Below are 17,482 nucleotides of genomic sequence, written 5' to 3' on the forward strand. Positions count from 1 at the left end.
AATTCTTATTTGCCGAGATTCATAATGCTAGTCAATATCACTCAAAGCTTCATCTTTAGGTGAAATAAGAAAATCACGTATTAAAATTTGGAGCTCATATTGAGAATTGAACTCAAGACCTCTCCCTTACCAAGGGAGTGCTCTACCGCTGAGCTATATGAGCTTAATCATCATAATTAATAAACGATCCGTTAAAAATTATGATTTAAAAAAATATCACTCGCAGTAACTCTTACTGAGGTGATATGTTGTTGCTATTGCAAGCCACGTTCTTTATTGGAGCGGGCGGCGGGAATCGAACCCGCGTCATCAGCTTGGAAGGCTGAGGTGTTACCATTATACCACGCCCGCACTTTAGACTATCAAAGGGTTAATTCAAGCTTTGACATTCAAGAACGACTTTAAAAATGGTGGTGGGGGAAGGATTCGAACCTTCGAAGCTTTCGCGACAGATTTACAGTCTGTTGGGTTTGACCGCTCCCCAACCCCACCGGATTGTGATTTAACAAATCACTTGTTAAATCAATACTTCAAAAGATGGTGCCGACTGCCGGAATCGAACTGGCGACCTACTGATTACAAGTCAGTTGCTCTACCAACTGAGCTAAGTCGGCGTGATCTCTTAAAGTGGGGAGTATTCTAGCAAATATTTGATAAAACGCAACCCCTTTTTTTAACTTTTTCGCAATTAAATTTAAAATAACCATTAACTGGTTGATTGTACTATTAATTTAATTGCGATTTTTTTACTATTATTACCTTACCTTTCCTATTCTAACGGATTCTCAAGCCATCGCAAGCCATTTTTACCGCTTTCACAAGTGCTAAGGCTTTTTTGTTGGTTTCATCCCATTCGGATTCAGGAACAGAATCGGCAACGACGCCCGCTCCTGCTTGAATGTGAATTTTGCCACGGCGCATAACGGCGGTGCGGATGGCAATGGCGGTATCCATGTTGCCGTGCCAGCCCAAGTAGCCGACAGAGCCGCCAAAGACAGTTCGGCGAACCGGCTCGACCTCATCGATGATTTGCATGGCGCGGATTTTGGGCGCTCCTGAGAGCGTTCCTGCGGGGAATGTGGCACAAAAAACGTCCAAAGCGTCTTTTTCGGGCAGTATTTCGCCCTCAACGTTTGAGGCAATGTGCATGACCTGCGAGTAGCGTTCGATGAACATTTTTTCAGTTACCTTGACGCTGCCAAATTTACAAACACGACCAATGTCATTGCGACCTAAGTCGATAAGCATAACGTGCTCGGCGATTTCTTTGGTATCAGCAAGCAGTTCTTTTTCAAGCGCTAAGTCTTCTGCTTCATCTTGACCGCGTTTTCGCGTTCCGGCTAAGGGGCGAACGGTGACTTTACCGTCTTCAATCCGCGATAAAATCTCAGGGGACGCGCCAATAATATCAAAGCGTTTGTGGTCATTGAGCGTATAACCGTGAACCAAAAACAGATACGGCGAGGGGTTTAAAAAGCGCAGGGCGCGGTAAACGGCAAGGGAATCACCAGAATAATCAGCGGTAAGTCTTTGCGCCGGAACGACCTGCATGACGTCGCCTGCCAAGATGTAATCTTTGATTTTATTGACATCATCGCAGTATTTTTGCTGACCCGTTTGCGAGACAAATTTGGGCGTGGGCATAATTGGCGTACTTAAATCGGGCATTTCAGCAAGCTTATCTTCGATTTTTTCAAGCTCGCGGATGGCAGTCGCGTAACCGTCTTCGGCATTACAATCAGCATAAACGATAATCGATAGCGTATTTTCTAAATTATCAAAAACAATCACGCTCATCGACAGCATCAGCCACATATCAGGGAGGGTCATCGGGTTTGGCGCAAAGGACTCACCAACGCTTGGCTCAATCACCCGAACCAAATCATAGCCAAAATAGCCAACCAACCCGCCGCTAAAGCTTGGTAGCGTCGGCAAATCCTCAGCGGTTGGCATTTTATATTGCGCCATTAAATTGCGGATAAAGGCAAATGGGTCGTCAACAGCATTAACTTCAATATCGCAGTCTTTTTTAACCGTCATTTGACCGTCGCTAAACTGTAAAATCAAGTCGCTACCAAGCCCAATCATCGAATAGCGCGCCCAACGTTCGCCGCCAACCACCGACTCAAACAAGTACGCCGAACCGCTTAAATCACGGACTTTGGAAAAGACCGAAACGGGCGTTTGCGCGTCCATCAGACGTTTTTTCACCAGTGGCGCATGGCTAAAGCCACGGGCTTTAAAGCTTTGATAATCATCAAAAGTCATCATAGTAAAGTATCTCTAAGCCTGTTTTTGGCAAGTGAATAATCAGTTAAAACCAGTCAGCAGCAAGGCGCTTCACTGACAGCGCTTGACAGCACATGAAAAACAATAAAAAGGTGGGTTAAAAACGGTTGGCGCCTTTAGCAATCTGCTAACCCTGAGCTATCAAGCCGCTTAATTTCAAACGTTGATAGGCTGAGCAAAATTTAAACGCAATAAGGCCGACCAGTATAGCAAATCTGGCGACCTTATTGAGGGCATCAATGTCAACAACCATAAAAAAGTCAGCAATAAAAATGACTTTTAAGGCGACGCGGGCTTATTGCCAATCGCCGCAATGCTCCTTGGTGTTACATGCCGCCCATATTAAATAGCCAAATGGCAATTCCGATAATAATGACCGCAACAAACACCCAAATAAACCAGCTGCCGCTTGGCTTTTTAGGGGCGACGTTTGCAGTTGCCGGATTGTTCACCGCTTGGTCAAGGGCATTGTTGCCTTCGGTGCCAACGTCTCGAGGTGCGCCTAAGTTTGCCGTTCCGGAAAACTGCGCGGTAGCAGCTTGTTTGGCGCGTAAGATATCGGGGTCAGCTTCTTCTTGCAGCGGCGTGGTGGTCGTTTTGTCGTGCTCGCTTGCCAGCTGAGCGCTTTGGCTCAGATTATCAACAGCGGTCGGCGCGGCTTCAGGCTCAACTATCAGCGGCTCGTCAGTAGCAGTCTTGCTGATAAGTGGCTCATCAACGACAGGTGTTTGCACAAAAGATGCGGTGTCAGGAGCAGTTGGTTTTGGCGTTTTTACAAGGTGCTCATCTGTCAGCACTTGGTCTTGGGCAGGCGCTTTGGTCGTTAAAGCATCATTCATTGCCACTTCACTGGCGATGGCGGGAGTTGAACCCGCGTCTTGTTGCAAGGGATCAGGAACACTATCTTCAAGCTCTGCGCTATTGCTTGATGCCGGATGAACCTCAGAAACGTTATCAATACGCTGGTCATAATCGTTCGTTGTTGCGGTTGCTAACGGCTCGTCTGTTGGCTTATTATCCGCTACAATATCTTCTAATGGGTCGGGGACGCTCGTCTCAAGCTCAGCACTTTCAACATCGCTGTTTTCGTCACTGGCTGCCGCTGAGCGAACCTCTAAAATATCGACGCGCTCCTCGTTATTAATCACGACTTCAAGCGGCTCGGCAGTGCTATCGGTTGTGGTTTGTATTGATGCGTCTAAAGGCTGAGTATCATGAAGCGGAATGGCTTCAATCACTTCAGGCTCTAAAACGTCGGCTGACGTTTGGGCGTCACTAACGGCTAACACCTCATCAGCGTCTAAAATCTCGCTCGGCTCAATGACCGCTGAAGCGTTGTCCTGAACCCTTAACACTTGAAAGGCAAAACTTGCAAAGCTGATGGTGTCCTCAGGTTTGACATACTTTGATTGATTACTTTCAATACGCTGATTATTAATAAAGGTGCCGTTTGAGGAATCCAAATCTTTCACATAAAGCTGGTCATTTAGCACGCTTAAAATGGCATGGTTTCGCGAGACTTCCTTGCTTCCTAACACCACGTCATTGTCACTACCCCGACCAACGGATAAGCTGTCGGTAACGGTTAACGTCAAATCGCCAAGGGCTTCAGATAGCGCGTTAAGCTGCCAAGTTTCCGAGGGGTTATCGTTTGACGCTACTGCCAAATTATCAGGCGTTTGAACTGGGTTTTCATCGGTTGAAGTCATTAATTATTCTCCTAATTTTACGTTTTTGTTATCCATTTAAAGGGGATTTTTATTCTAAACGCTTATTTAACCATATATTGCGGTTTAATAATGCCGCTTAATTGTTGATATGGGATGCTAAGCGTTGGCATTCCGGCGGCGTAAGGAGCGATGGCGTAAGGCTGATAAACGATATCGACGCCCTTATCGGTTAACGTCACATTATCTGTTAAGCTAAATGGCCACGTTTTTTCATAATCTTGAATATCATCATAAAACTCGCTGACCCATTTTTTATAAGCGGCTTTTGCAAGGGCTTCAAATTTGGGTTTTTTACCAGTGATTAAAATATCATTAAGTTTGATTTGCCGCTTAAGTTTTTGGTCAAACATTAAATGCTCGCTATAAGGCAAACCATGAGCGCCGCCGGTGAACTCATAGCTGTCAATGCGAATCAGCTCAACATCGTTGATGTGACCGATATAGTTTGGGGTGACGCTTAATTGGTACGCCCAAGGCGCGTCTGTCGGCGCATCTTGAAATTGTGCTCGGCTAAAGTCGTTAAGCGCGGCTTTGGCAGCTTGGTCACTGGTAGCTGAACTTGGTGCTTTGTCGCTGATGCCATGATTAATGGCTAAATTGTTCACGCGCTTGTTAACCATGCTGTCAATCCATTTTTGACTGCTTGCTAAGTGCTGAACTTCAACTACAGGGCAGTTGTCCTTATCTTGGCAAAGCTTGACCACGTCTTTTGGCAAGCTATAATCGAGCATCTCAAAATCGGCGATAAAGTTTGCCGCAAAGCTTTGACTCATACCAAGCCCCATTGCCGCGGTAAGGCATACTTTTGCAACAAGTTTACGCTTATTAAAGGTCAATTTATTCATGTTTGCTCTGCCTCAAGTTAAGCCAGTGGATTGCCTTAGTGTAGCGCAAGATGGCGCGATAAATGTTGAAACAGTGTGATATTCGCGCAAAACTTCGTTGACAAATCTTAAAATGGGATTTAAAACGCAATAAAAAAGCATGGTTGTCAGAGCCATGCTTTTTATTTCAGCTTAAATTGCGATTAGTGCTCGCGGGTGTTGCTAAAGGTAATTTCAGGGTAGCGCTCTTGCATCAGCTGCAAATTGACGCGGGAGGGTGCAAGATAAGTCAAATAACCGCCGCCATCGATAGACAGTTGGTCGTGGGCTTTTTTCTTAAATTTAGCAAGCGCTACTTCATCATCGCAGTGAATCCAGCGAACGGTGGCAATCGATACCGGCTCAAAAATACATTGAACTTTATACTCTTCTTTTAGGCGATGCGCGACCACCTCAAACTGAAGCACCCCAACCGCGCCCAAGATTAAATCGTTATTAATCTGCGGCATAAAGACTTGGGTTGCGCCCTCCTCGGACAGCTGCTGAAGCCCTTTTTGCAGCGCTTTTGATTTGAGCGGGTCTTTTAATACCACTCGGCGAAACAGTTCCGGCGCAAAGTGCGGAATACCAACAAAGTTCAACTCTTCGCCATCGGTAAAGCTGTCGCCAATCGAAATCGTGCCATGATTATGCAGCCCGATAATGTCGCCGGGGTAAGCTTCCTCGAGCGCTTCGCGGTCGCCTGCCAAAAAGGTCAAGGCATCGGCAATTCGGACGTCTTTTTGCAATCGGACGTGCTTCATTTTCATGCCTTTTTCGTATTTGCCGGAGCAAACGCGCAAAAAGGCAATCCGGTCACGGTGGCGCGGGTCCATATTGGCTTGGATTTTAAACACAAAACCGCTAAAACTTGGCTCAGATGCCAATACTTCGCGCTCGGTGGTGGCGTGGGCTTTTGGCGGCGGCGCGTATTTAATCAAAGTATCAAGAACCATATTGACGCCAAAGTTGCCAAGCGCCGTTCCAAACAGCACCGGCGTCATCTCCCCTTTTAAAAACGCGTCAATATCAAAGTCTTCAAGCGCCATTTGCACGAGTTCTAATGACTCCTCAAAGGCTGAAAACATCAGCGACCCTAAGCGCTCGCGGACGTCCGGATAGTCGTAGCCGTCGCGGGTTTCGCTGACAGTCATCTCGCTGCCGTGACCTTTTTCATAAAAATAGGTTTTATTTTCAGTCAAATGATAAACGCCCACAAAATCTTGACCCATGCCGATTGGCCAAGTTAGCGGAATACATTTAATTTTTAATACCGTTTCAATCTCGTCAAGCAGCTCTAACGGGTCGCGGATTTGGCGGTCAAGCTTGTTGACAAACGAGATAATCGGCGTGTCGCGCATCCGGCAAACTTCCATCAGCTTGATGGTTCGCTCCTCGACGCCTTTTGCACCATCAACCATCATCAGTGCGCTGTCAACGGCGGTCAACGTCCGGTAGGTGTCTTCGCTAAAGTCGGCGTGACCGGGGGTGTCAAGCAGGTTGACCATGTGCTCTTTATAAGGAAACTGCATGACCGAGGTGGTGATTGAAATGCCGCGCTCTTGCTCCATGCTCATCCAGTCAGAGGTGGCGTGACGGTCGTTTTTACCGCCTTTGACCTCGCCTGCCACCAAAATCGCCTGCCCCCAAAGCAGCAGCTTTTCGGTCATGGTGGTCTTACCGGCGTCAGGGTGCGAGATGATGGCAAAGGTGCGGCGGCGCGCCACTTCACGGGCGAGTTTGCTTGCTGATGGTTTGGAATCTGCGCTCATAATTGTGGTTTTCGCTTAACAATCATTCAAAATTTTAGAAGAGTTAAAAAGACCATTGGGTCAATTTTTTACTGGGCGTATTGTAGCCGAATTATGGGTCAGATGCTATTTTTGCTATCAAATCATTGGGCTATCACAGCGCTAAAAAAGAAGCACAAAAAAGCCAACGCGAGGTTGGCTTTTTTTTAAAACGGCTTGATAGTTAAAAACTAATAATAGTTTTTGATTTGCTGTTGTAAAAAGTCAGCAGCCGTATCGTTAATAATCGTACAATCGACCACGCCAGTGCTTGCATTGCGGTTCGGCGTTGATTGACCACTTTTAACATGGATAGTGGTATAAACGCGACCATCGTATTCAACGGCGTTATAGCTGCCAATTAATTGATTGTTATCAAAAATATTGATTTCAGCTGCCTGATAAGCTTTATTCACGCCTAATCGAGTTAAGCTTGTACTTTTATTATAATTGCTATTGACCGCATTTTCGGTAACGCGAACCCAGTCATTAAGCTTTTTATAGCCGGTGCTATTTTTTTCGTTAAAATAAACCAGTTCACGGTCACTGTTCGTCACTGGCGTAAAACATTTTGCACCGCGCTCAAATGTTAACTCGCTTGGAATTCTTGAAAAAGTATATAAATCAGTCAAAACGCCAACGCGATTTTTGGTAACGCTATCTTTTTTATAACTGTTGGCAGAAATACCTTCTAAATCATACTCTTGATAATCTATCGTAAGCCTTGACGCATTATTCGTATTTTTTTGATAAATCGTTCGGCTGACTTGGTTTCCATTAACTATGATGTCTTTATTTTCCATAACCCCTTCAAATTCATTGGCAAGAACAATGGAACGCTCAAGCTCGTTGCCTTTTTGACCGGTGTAATTACCAACAAGACTGATTGGCTGCCAGTTGCGCTCGCCTCTTTTATACGTCGTTTGAATCCGCGCAATGGCGCTGCTGTCTGTATCAAATTGATTGACACTCAAACTCCGACCACCGCCGCCACCTGAGCCATAATAATTATCATCATCACCACAGCCACTTAGCATTAAAGCTGCGACGGTCATTGGCAATAAATAACTCAGTTTGGCAGTTGGCATAACCTTATCCTTATAAAAAGCGTTTTGTTTACGAGTCAGATTTCATTATTAATTTTAAGTTTAGCGCAATTTAACTCTTAAGCATAGGTCAAGATTGTACAAATGTTTTTAAAATGCTAAAGTATTTTGATTACAAAATTATGCTAGAGCTTTACGGTTTAGGGCTATAAATTACAAACTCAGGTTTGTTAGTCTTATTTTGACTTCACTGACAACAAGGATGAATAACAACCATGAAATCTTTATATTCAACCAAAGCCACCATCAAGGGCGGCAGACTTGGTACGGCAAGCTTAAGCGACAGCGATTTGACCATTAAAATGACTGCTCCTGGAACGGATAATAAAGGCAACAATCCTGAACAGCTTTTAGCGATGGGCTACGGCGCTTGCTTTGATGGCGCGCTTGGGGTGGTGAAAAAGATGGAAGGGGCAAGCTTTGGCTCAACGACTTACACGACGGTCGATTTGCTGCAAGGTGGCGAGCACGAATATAAGCTTGCCATTAAAATTCACGTTGTGGCTGACCATACCGATTTATCGGCAGACGAAATTCAGCGCTTGGTCGAAAAAGCGCATGAAGTTTGTCCGTATTCCAAAGCCACCCGAAATAACATTGATATTGAAGTAACCTCAGAAGTTCAAGAATAAACCTTTAAAAAAGCCTAAAGAAAAAAGAGCCTAAATTTGCCGTTTAGGTTCTTTTTGAGCTCACACATCGTAACTTGTCGCCATTCGGCAACCTGAACAATTCGCGCTATAATGATTGATTATATGACTGCTGATACGTGACTTTTATGACCGAAAATGACCACAATTCACACGCGCCCTTAGACCCAAACACCTTGCCAAACTTTGACACCATGCCAACTGTCGCCACCATGGACACAAATGGCGTGAATAAAGACGCGCCGCCATTTATTTTGGTGGATGGCTCGTATTATTTGTTTCGCAACTTTCATGCGCTGCCCAAGCTAACCACCACCAAAGGGCTGCATACTAACGCCATTCGTGGAACGCTGAACGCGTTACTCAAACTCATGCGCCGCTATCACCCAACGCATATGGCGGTGGCGTTTGATACGCGAGCGCCGACCTTTCGCCATCAGTTATCCAGTGACTATAAAGCCGCTAGGCCACCGATGCCGCCGGAGCTTGCCGAGCAAATCCCTTATTTGCACCATTTAATCAGCGCCCTTGGCATTCCGCTACTTCGAATTGAAGGCGCGGAAGCTGACGACATCATCGGAACGCTTGCCCACCGCGCGGTTGCCGAAGGTCATCACGTGGTGATTTCAACCGGCGACAAAGACATGGCGCAATTGGTCAACGACTGCGTGATTTTGGAGGACAGCTTTAGCAATAAAATCACCGACAGCGACGGCGTGGTGGCTAAATTTGGCATCCGCCCTGAGCAAATGATTGACTTTTTAACGCTCATGGGCGACTCCTCCGACGGCATCAAAGGCGTTCCGGGGATTGGTCAAAAAACGGCAAAAGACTTGCTCAATAAATACGGCACTATCCCCAATATCTTAGCCAACGTCGCCGATATCAAAGGTCGCGCCGGTAAAAATTTGGTTGAATTTGCCGAGGATATTCCACTAAATGCCAAGCTTGCCACCATCGTTACGGATTTGGACATTGCTCAAGATTGGCAAGATTTAAAAATCAATACCGACCCTTGCGCCCATATCGATGAGCTGCGCGAACTTTACACCACCCTTGAATTTAAAAATGAATTGGCATCGCTTGACCATCCCAACCATCCGGCAAATGGCGCAAGGTCGGTTGCGGACAGTCAAATGGACGCCGAATCGCAAGCGCAAATCGTCAAATCCTTGCAGCAAACAACCATTAATAACATCAAAAATAGCAAAACTCACGACAAGTCTTGGCAATTGGTTTTGAATAAATCAGAACTTGATGAACTCATTGCCAAGCTTGAAGCTCAGCCGCATTTTGTGATTGATACTGAAACGACAAGCATCAATTGGCAAAAGGCGGAGTTGGTCGGCATTGCCATTGCTTTTGCAGCGCATCAGGCGTTTTATATTCCACTTGCCCATAGCTTAGAGGACGATGATAAAACCTCTCAGCAGCTTGATTTACATGAAACGCTTGCCGCGCTCAAACCTATTTTAGAAAACCCCAAAATTGGTAAAATTGGTCAGCATTTAAAATATGACGCGCATATTTTAAGCCGCTATAGTATTGATTTGATTGGTGATATTCACAGCTCCCCAAACAATTGGGCGATGGATACCATGCTGGCAAGCTACGTTCTTAACGCCGCCGTCACCCGTCACGGTATGGACGATTTGGCGCGGCACTATTTGCAAACGCAAACTATCACCTTTGAAGATGTCGCTGGCAAAGGCGCAAAACAGGTCAGCTTTGATCAGGTTGCCATTGATATTGCTCGCGATTATGCTTGTGAAGATGCCGACATTACTTATCAGCTGTTTGAGTTGTTCCGGCAAAAGCTTGACGAGAACAATAGTAAGCTTTTGCACAAACTTGAAATCCCCATCGCGCAGATTTTATGCCAAATGGAAGCCAATGGCATTTTAATCAAGCGCTCATTTTTAAAAGAGCTGTCCAAGCGCTTTGATGAAGAAATCATTGACCTTGAAAAACGCGCTTTTGTCGTTGCCGACCAAGAGTTTAATTTAGGATCACCAAAACAGCTTGGCGAGATTTTATTTGATAAGTTGGGTATTTCTGGCGGTAAAAAAACCAAATCAGGTCAATATTCAACCAGTGAAGCGGTGCTTTCCAAAATCGACCATCCGCTGGTTGATATCGTCCTTGAATACCGAAGCCTTGCCAAGCTAAAAAGCACCTATACCGATGCGCTTGATAACGTTGCCGATGTGGACACCGACCGCGTTCACACCAGTTACCATCAAGCGTTGACCAGTACGGGGCGCTTGTCCTCAACCGAGCCGAATTTACAAAACATCCCGATTCGAACTGAAACGGGTCGCTTAATCCGCCAAGCGTTTATTGCCCCTGAAAATCGCGTTATTTTAGCCGCCGACTATTCGCAAATTGAGCTTCGGCTGATGGCGCATTTTTCAAAAGACGCCACGCTTACCCGCGCCTTTAACGAAGGCTTGGACATTCATACGGCAACGGCAGCGGAAGTTTTGGGAAAAACGGTTTCAGAAGTTAGCGCCACCGAGCGCCGAAACGCCAAAGCCATCAATTTTGGCTTACTTTATGGCATGAGCGCCTTTGGTCTTGCCAAGCAGTTGCAAATGGGTCGCAGCGAGGCGCAAGACTATATCGATCGCTACTTTGAGCGCTACCCAAGCGTTAAGCGCTATATGGTCAGCACCCGCGACAGCGCGGTCAATCACGGCTTTGTTGAGACGATTTTAGGTCGCAAACTGTTCACCCCTGACATCAACAACAGCAACCGAATGGTCAAACAAGCTGCCGAACGCGCCGCCATTAATGCGCCGCTGCAAGGGTCAGCTGCCGATATCATCAAGCTTGCGATGATTGCCGTTGATGCGGTATTGCCAAAACAGCACGCCAAAATGCTGCTGCAAGTCCATGACGAACTGGTCTTTGAGGTTGATGCCGACCGCGCGGACGAGATTGGCAAACTGATTAAAACGGCGATGGAAAATGTGCTGTCGGTGACTGCCAAAAACATGGGCTGGGATATCGATTTTGCCGTTCCGCTTTTGGTTGAAACCGACACCGGAAGCAATTGGGATGAGGCGCATTGATCGTCAATGGGTATTTAGCTTGTCGTTTAAAAAGTGGTTGTAGTAGCTGTAAAAGAAGTTTAAAAGCGTATTAAATTCATAATAAAGGATGACAATATGAACGTATTCATTACAGGGGCATCGCGCGGGATTGGGCTTGCCACCGCCAAACGCTTGGCAGCGAAAGGCATGAGCGTAGGCTTATTTGACATTGATGATAACGAGCTTGAGCGCGCCATCAATGACAAAGCCTTCAAAAAAGCGCGCGAGGACAATAAAGTTATCAAAGGTCATTTGGACGTCACCAAAGATAGCGATTGGGACGATGCCATTGCCTTAATGCAAAAAAGCTTTGGCAGCATTGACGTGCTGATTAACAACGCGGGAGTCATCGTCAGCGGCTCATTACCAAAAACAGACTTGCAAAAGCAGTTAGCTTTGATTGATATCAACTGTAAAGGCGTTCTGATTGGCTGCTATAAGCTTGCCCCGCATTTAGCCAAAAGTGACAACGGCAAAATCATCAACTTATCCTCAGCTTCTGCCATTTATGGTCAATCGGAGATTGCGCCGTATTCGGCAAGTAAGTTTTTTGTTCGCGGCTTAACCGAAGGCTTAAACATTGAATTTGCCGATTTGGGAATTAAAGTCGTTGATGTGATGCCGCTTTGGGTCAAGTCAGATTTAACCAAAGACATCAGCGTCACCAGTATCGACCGTTTGGGAATTAATTTAACCGTCGATGACGTCGCCAAAACGCTTTATAGCTTGGTCAGTAAGCCCAATGCCAAAATCCACGCGACCCACTATCCGGTTGGCATGCCCGCCAAAGTGCTACAAAAGCTGTCGCAAGTTTCCCCTGACCCGCTCATGCGCTGGATTAACACCAAAGTTGGCGCAAAATAAGCGTTTAACATCGGCTTTTAAAATATTTTTTATAAATTACGGCAATCTTTTTGGTTGCCGTTTTTTATTACACAGTTTGAACATCCTGTGACAGCTTAGCACTACTGAGCAAAGGTAATTTAGGGCAAACTAAGTTTCAAACCACCCTAAAAAAAACTGCTTTTTTAAAATAATTCAACTACAACAACTAAAAAAGGATAACTTTATGGAAAGCTCAGCTGACAATTCAAAATTGCCCCTTGACGATGATATGGACTATTTAGACGGCGAAGACGACCAAATGCTTGATTTAAATGACCCCATGCTGCACACCACGGCTGATGAACCGCTCATCAGCGATGACCAAGAGTTTAGCAACTCGCGCATTGGCAGCTCAGAGACCATTCAAGGAGAAACGCCGGTTCATCAGCAAAACATTGATGACTCACGAATCGATGAATTGCTCATTGAGGAGCATCTTGATGACCCGCGCTACCCCGACATTGTGGCTATTGCCGATAAGGATGCTGCTCAAAATAGCTTTAATGATGATTTATAGATAAAGCAAATAATAAAAAAGCACTTTAGGATTTGAAGTGCTTTTTTATTTTGCGGTGGGTATTTTAGCTGTCATTGCTTGCTTTTATCAGTGGGCTTGCTTTTATCAACGGCATTGTTAATGCGCATTTAATGGCTGGTCGGTCCAAACGTCGCGGTAACTGGTAAAATAAGTCAAAAGTAAAATCGGAATCACCAAGAATATTCCAAGTCCTAAAGTAAATAAAATAACCATCGGAAAGACAACCAAACACATCAAGCCATAAACAAACAGCGGAATAAGATTTTTTTTGCAGCCTTGAAAGCTTTTTTTCAGCGCGGTGATGGCATCAATATCATGAAGCACAATCAGCGCAGGGGCAAACCAAATCGCCATCATTAAGGGAATGGATAGCAGCATGCTCAGCAAATAGCCAATTATCAAGCCGCTGATGGAAAACTCGTGCATCGCGTTATAATTGTCAGGGGAGAGAAAAAATGCCACACTGCCCACACCGATAATCATCGGAATCATGCAAACAATCGTACCTAGCAAATACAATAACCCAAGAATTAACAGCGGCTTACCGTGCGATTTAAACCCTGAAAATAAATAATCAAAGCGCAATTCATCGCCTTGTGACTGCGCCGCTGCCCCTTTGACAATACCGCCAACAAAGATAAAAACGATGATGACCATAAAGATATTTAAAAACGGTATTGCCCCTAAAATGCCTAAAATAATCAGCAGCGTTGCCCCCATTCCGAGCCAAAGCAGCGCTTGGCGCTGAAATAGACTGAACGCTTGCACCACCCACATGACGCCGGCACTGGCAGTGCAAGCTCTTGGGGCAGGAAGTAGCCTTGGCAACATCATGCCATAATCATCCGTCGGCGGAATATTTGGCGGCAGCGGCGTTGATGCCGCTCTTTTTTGCAAATTAAGTGAAGATGTTGGTAACGGCTCGTTAGAATTTGCCATACTCACCTCAAAAAATGATAAAAATGATGTTTATTCCCAGCCGGTCAGCGTTCCTGCCCAACCTTGAACCAACGGTGCCGCAAGCGCAGCCATTAAGTCAATGTGCGCCTCATCGATGTTCAGCGCAGGGATATAATGATATTCTTGACCACCGGCATTGATGAAGTTATCGCGGTTTTCAATGGCAAGCTCCTCAAGCGTTTCAAGACAATCGGCGGAAAACGCAGGGCTGATAATCTGCACTGATTTTACCCCAGATTTTGCCCAGTCATCTAAAACCACATCGGTATAAGGCTTGACCCATTCTTGCTTACCAAAGCGTGATTGAAAGCTGATAATCCATTCGTCATCTTTGAGTCCAAGCTCTTGCGCCACTTGGGCGGCAGTGCAGCGGCAGCGCTTTGGATACGGGTCGCCTTTATCCGCATACGGCTGCGGAATGCCATGAAAGCTGAACATCAACTTTTCAGGTTTGCCATGCTCGGCTTGAAAGCGGCGAATGCTGTCGGCTAAGGCTTTGATATATAACGGATGAGCAAAATAATCTTTGACAATCGTTAAATTTGGAATATTGCGCTGAGCCAATGCCCATTTATTCACCGCATCAAATGCCGCCCCCGAGGACGTTGCCGAATATTGTGGAAATAACGGCAGCACCACAAAATGGTCAACGCCTTCCGCGCGCAGCTCATCCATCACTGTGGTGACGGCAGGATTGCCATAGCTCATCGCCGCATGAACCGAAACGCGAAACGGCGCAGCAACGCTTGCAAGCTTTGGCTCAAGCAATTTTACCTGCTCATTTAAAATATTGCGCATGGGTGAGTCGCCATCCCAAATGCTGGCGTAAGCTTCAGCCACGCGCTTGGGGCGACTTGGCAGCACAAACAAATTTAAAATGATTGCCCAAACGAACTGCGGGATTTCAATGACTCTTGGGTCGGATAAAAACTGGCGCAAATAACGGCGAACGGCAGGGGCAGTTGGCTCGTCCGGTGTTCCTAAATTGACAAGCAGGACGGCAATTTTGGGCGGTAAGTCAGGCTTCATAATGGTCAGGATAATCTTAATCGGGTTAAAGAATAAAAATGCTTAGTTTAGCAGTTTGCTGCCACTATAATAGTACCAACGCGTAAGTAAGTCGCCCTTTTTGAGCAATTTTTTAATGGGTGGTTGTGCTTGACCGTCCAGCGCCCTACAATAGAGTCGCCATTACAATCGTTATTTTATCCGTTATTTGTTATGGTGTTAACGTCCATTTTTCATGCCTTTGTGAGGTTGCTTTGAACACACGCCCAAACTCTGCTGATGACCTAATTGATAACTCGCTATTGCAAAATGATGGTGCAGATTCGATGGCAATGGCAATGAAAAATGACGACTTGAAAAATGACGACTTGAAAAACGAGCAAGCACCGTTTGCCGCTTCGATTAGTAAAGACAATTATATCAAAGCAAAAAACTACTCAACCGAGGAAGGCTCAGTGGGGATTGTCACCCCGAAAATTTTTCATTGTGATGAACCCCTAACCCTTGTTTGTAACCGGATTTTGCCCTCATTCGACTTAGTTTATGAAACTTACGGCACGCTAAATCGCGATAAAAGCAACGCCATTTTAATTTGTCATGCCCTATCCGGAAGCCATCACGCAGCAGGCTACCACAGCGCGGACGATAAAAAAGCCGGCTGGTGGGACAATATGATTGGTCCCAATAAAGCCATTGATACCAACCGCTTTTTTGTGGTTTGTGTCAACAATATCGGCAGCTGCTTTGGTTCAACAGGTCCTACTACCATCAATCCTGAAAGCCAAAAAGAGGGCGAAACGCCGGTGCCTTATGGTCCTGATTTTCCGCTGGTGACGATTAGAGATTGGGTCAAGACGCAGGCGATGCTGTCGGATTATTTGGGCATTGATATTTGGCATGCCATCGTTGGCGGCTCAATGGGCGGAATGCAAGCGCTGCAATGGTCGGTCAGCTATCCAGACCGACTTAAGCGCTGCGTGGTGATTGCCAGTACGCCCAAGCTTTCGGCGCAAAATATCGCCTTTAACGAGGTGGCGCGCCAATCCATTTTATCCGACCCTGATTTTAACAACGGCAGGTATTTACAAGCCGGAACCTACCCAAGACGCGGTTTGATTTTAGCAAGAATGGTCGGTCACATCACTTATTTGACCGAAGATGCGATGATGACTAAATTTGGTCGCGATTTAAAATCCGGCAAATTTATGTACGGCTACGATGTTGAATTTCAAGTGGAAAGCTATCTTCGCTATCAAGGCGAGCGCTTTAGCGAAAACTTTGACGCCAATACCTATTTGCTGATGACCAAAGCGCTGGATTATTTTGACCCTGCCCGCGATTTTGAGGGCAAAGACGCGCTTGCCAAAGCGTTAGCGGTTTCCAAATGCCAATATTTGGTGATGTCATTTACCACCGATTGGCGCTTTGCCCCTGAGCGCTCGCAAGAAATCGTTAATGCGCTGATGGCAACCAAAAAGCCGGTCAGTTATTTAAATATCGACGCGCCGCACGGTCACGATTCCTTTTTATTTGACATTCCACGCTATATGACCGCAATTAAAGGCTTTTTAACCGCGCCATTTATTCAAGAGGCGCCATTTCAAGCCAGTTTAAATGCAACATCCCCAACCTCCCAAACATCAGGAGCGCCGCAATGAGAATGGACCACCAATTAGCGGAGCGCTGGATTGCGCCAAAATCGCACGTATTGGATTTAGGCTGCGGCAATGGCGAGCTGCTGGCGCATTTGCAATCAAAATTTGGCGTCACCGGCTATGGTCTTGAAATCGACCCCGACAAAATCAATGAAGCCATTGCCAACGGGCTTTCCATCATTGAGCAAGATTTAAACGATGGTTTATCTCGATTTGACGACAACAGCTTTGATACGGTCATTATGGCGCGCGCGTTGCAAGCGGTGATAGCGCCCGATAAATTGCTTCTTGATATGCTGCGGGTGGGTCGTGAAGCGGTGATTACCTTTCCAAACTTCGCCCATTGGCAAAATCGCCTGCATTTAGGGCTAAAAGGCTTGATGCCGGTATCCGAAGCCCTGCCTTACGAGTGGTACGACACCCCAAACATTCACCTTTGCACCTTTAATGACTTTGAAGCACTTTGCGCCAGTCATAATATCCAAATTTTAAGCCGCTTTGCCGTGAGCGACTCCACCCGAAACCCCAATCCACTGATGAAAACGCTGATTCGACAAGCGCCAAATCTATTGGCAGATATTGCCATTTATCGGGTAACTCGACCGTCCGTCGATAAAGATTTGAATCAAAGCTAGTAAAATTTATTTTACTGTCAACTCTCTAAAATCTTTCTTAAGTGTAACACCATGATTTTTATCACGAAAATAAGGGCTATTGGCGGTAATTTTAAGTAATTAATATTTGAGTTTGGTAATTTTGAATGGTAAGCTTAGCAAGTCTTGTTAAAGACCCCTAGGTTACAACCGTTTATCTGTTGCGTTAGCGTAAAGGGTTTTTATTACTCCTGATTACAAGCTAATAACGGCATCGGTCAATCTTTAATTACAGTTCATTTATCTTGATTCGGAGCTGC

At 45.7% G+C, this 17,482-nt stretch carries 13 protein-coding genes and 4 tRNA genes; 6 read left to right on the forward strand and 11 right to left on the reverse strand.

What is annotated here, in order from left to right:
• Window positions 1-88 precede the first annotated feature (88 nt).
• From ACZ5XY_RS03760 to ACZ5XY_RS03800, 9 genes are all read right to left on the reverse strand, one after another.
• Window positions 89-163, reverse strand: a tRNA-Thr gene (locus ACZ5XY_RS03760).
• 114 nt (window positions 164-277) lie between these two features.
• Window positions 278-351: transfer RNA gene (locus tag ACZ5XY_RS03765), tRNA-Gly, on the reverse strand.
• A gap of 57 nt (window positions 352-408) precedes the next feature.
• Window positions 409-492: transfer RNA gene (locus tag ACZ5XY_RS03770), tRNA-Tyr, on the reverse strand.
• Between the two features lie 46 nt (window positions 493-538).
• Window positions 539-614, reverse strand: a tRNA-Thr gene (locus ACZ5XY_RS03775).
• Between the two features lie 160 nt (window positions 615-774).
• Window positions 775-2,271 carry an anthranilate synthase component I gene (trpE, locus tag ACZ5XY_RS03780; RefSeq protein WP_464743092.1) on the reverse strand — a complete coding sequence of 499 codons (1,497 nt, stop codon included), beginning with the start codon at window positions 2,269-2,271 and terminating at the stop codon, window positions 775-777.
• A gap of 344 nt (window positions 2,272-2,615) precedes the next feature.
• A complete protein-coding gene (locus ACZ5XY_RS03785; protein WP_464743093.1) occupies window positions 2,616-3,998 on the reverse strand; it encodes an FHA domain-containing protein in 1,383 nt (460 codons plus the stop codon).
• Window positions 3,999-4,060: 62 nt separating this feature from the next.
• A complete protein-coding gene (locus ACZ5XY_RS03790; protein ID WP_464743094.1) occupies window positions 4,061-4,864 on the reverse strand; it encodes an RsiV family protein in 804 nt (267 codons plus the stop codon).
• A 182-nt stretch (window positions 4,865-5,046) separates the two neighbouring features.
• Entirely contained in the window at window positions 5,047-6,654 is a 1,608-nt protein-coding gene (locus ACZ5XY_RS03795; protein ID WP_464743095.1) for a peptide chain release factor 3, read from the reverse strand.
• A gap of 209 nt (window positions 6,655-6,863) precedes the next feature.
• On the reverse strand, window positions 6,864-7,760 hold the full coding sequence (locus tag ACZ5XY_RS03800) for a hypothetical protein (protein ID WP_464743096.1): 897 nt from the start codon (window positions 7,758-7,760) through the stop codon (window positions 6,864-6,866).
• Between the two features lie 233 nt (window positions 7,761-7,993).
• Here ACZ5XY_RS03800 and ACZ5XY_RS03805 point away from each other — a divergent pair, with 233 nt between their 5' ends.
• The 4 genes from ACZ5XY_RS03805 (at window position 7,994) to ACZ5XY_RS03820 (ending at window position 12,925) form a co-directional block, all read left to right on the forward strand.
• A complete protein-coding gene (locus ACZ5XY_RS03805; protein WP_464743097.1) occupies window positions 7,994-8,410 on the forward strand; it encodes an Ohr family peroxiredoxin in 417 nt (138 codons plus the stop codon).
• A gap of 146 nt (window positions 8,411-8,556) precedes the next feature.
• Window positions 8,557-11,502 carry a DNA polymerase I gene (gene polA, locus ACZ5XY_RS03810; protein ID WP_464743098.1) on the forward strand — a complete coding sequence of 982 codons (2,946 nt, stop codon included), beginning with the start codon at window positions 8,557-8,559 and terminating at the stop codon, window positions 11,500-11,502.
• A gap of 96 nt (window positions 11,503-11,598) precedes the next feature.
• Window positions 11,599-12,387, forward strand: a complete 789-nt coding sequence (locus tag ACZ5XY_RS03815; protein ID WP_464743099.1) for an SDR family NAD(P)-dependent oxidoreductase — start codon at window positions 11,599-11,601, stop codon at window positions 12,385-12,387.
• Window positions 12,388-12,592: 205 nt separating this feature from the next.
• Window positions 12,593-12,925, forward strand: coding sequence for a hypothetical protein (locus tag ACZ5XY_RS03820; protein WP_464743100.1), 333 nt, complete (start codon window positions 12,593-12,595; stop codon window positions 12,923-12,925).
• 117 nt (window positions 12,926-13,042) lie between these two features.
• Here ACZ5XY_RS03820 and ACZ5XY_RS03825 read toward each other — a convergent pair whose 3' ends face one another.
• Both ACZ5XY_RS03825 and hemH read right to left on the reverse strand, forming a co-directional pair.
• The gene (locus ACZ5XY_RS03825) at window positions 13,043-13,885 is read right to left on the reverse strand and encodes a BPSS1780 family membrane protein (RefSeq protein ID WP_464743101.1); all 843 of its coding nucleotides are present in this window, start codon (window positions 13,883-13,885) and stop codon (window positions 13,043-13,045) included.
• Between the two features lie 30 nt (window positions 13,886-13,915).
• Window positions 13,916-14,935 (reverse strand): ferrochelatase, encoded by a 1,020-nt coding sequence (gene hemH, locus ACZ5XY_RS03830; protein WP_464743102.1) that lies wholly within the window; start codon window positions 14,933-14,935, stop codon window positions 13,916-13,918.
• A gap of 233 nt (window positions 14,936-15,168) precedes the next feature.
• On the opposite strand from hemH, the gene metX reads away from it, so the two are divergent.
• On the forward strand, window positions 15,169-16,572 hold the full coding sequence (gene metX, locus ACZ5XY_RS03835) for a homoserine O-succinyltransferase MetX (protein WP_464743103.1): 1,404 nt from the start codon (window positions 15,169-15,171) through the stop codon (window positions 16,570-16,572).
• Window positions 16,569-17,204 carry a methionine biosynthesis protein MetW gene (metW, locus tag ACZ5XY_RS03840; protein WP_464743104.1) on the forward strand — a complete coding sequence of 212 codons (636 nt, stop codon included), beginning with the start codon at window positions 16,569-16,571 and terminating at the stop codon, window positions 17,202-17,204. Before metX ends, metW begins: the two co-directional genes overlap by 4 nt.
• Window positions 17,205-17,482 lie beyond the last annotated feature (278 nt).

The organism is Psychrobacter sp. GTC18467 (genome assembly GCF_055397455.1).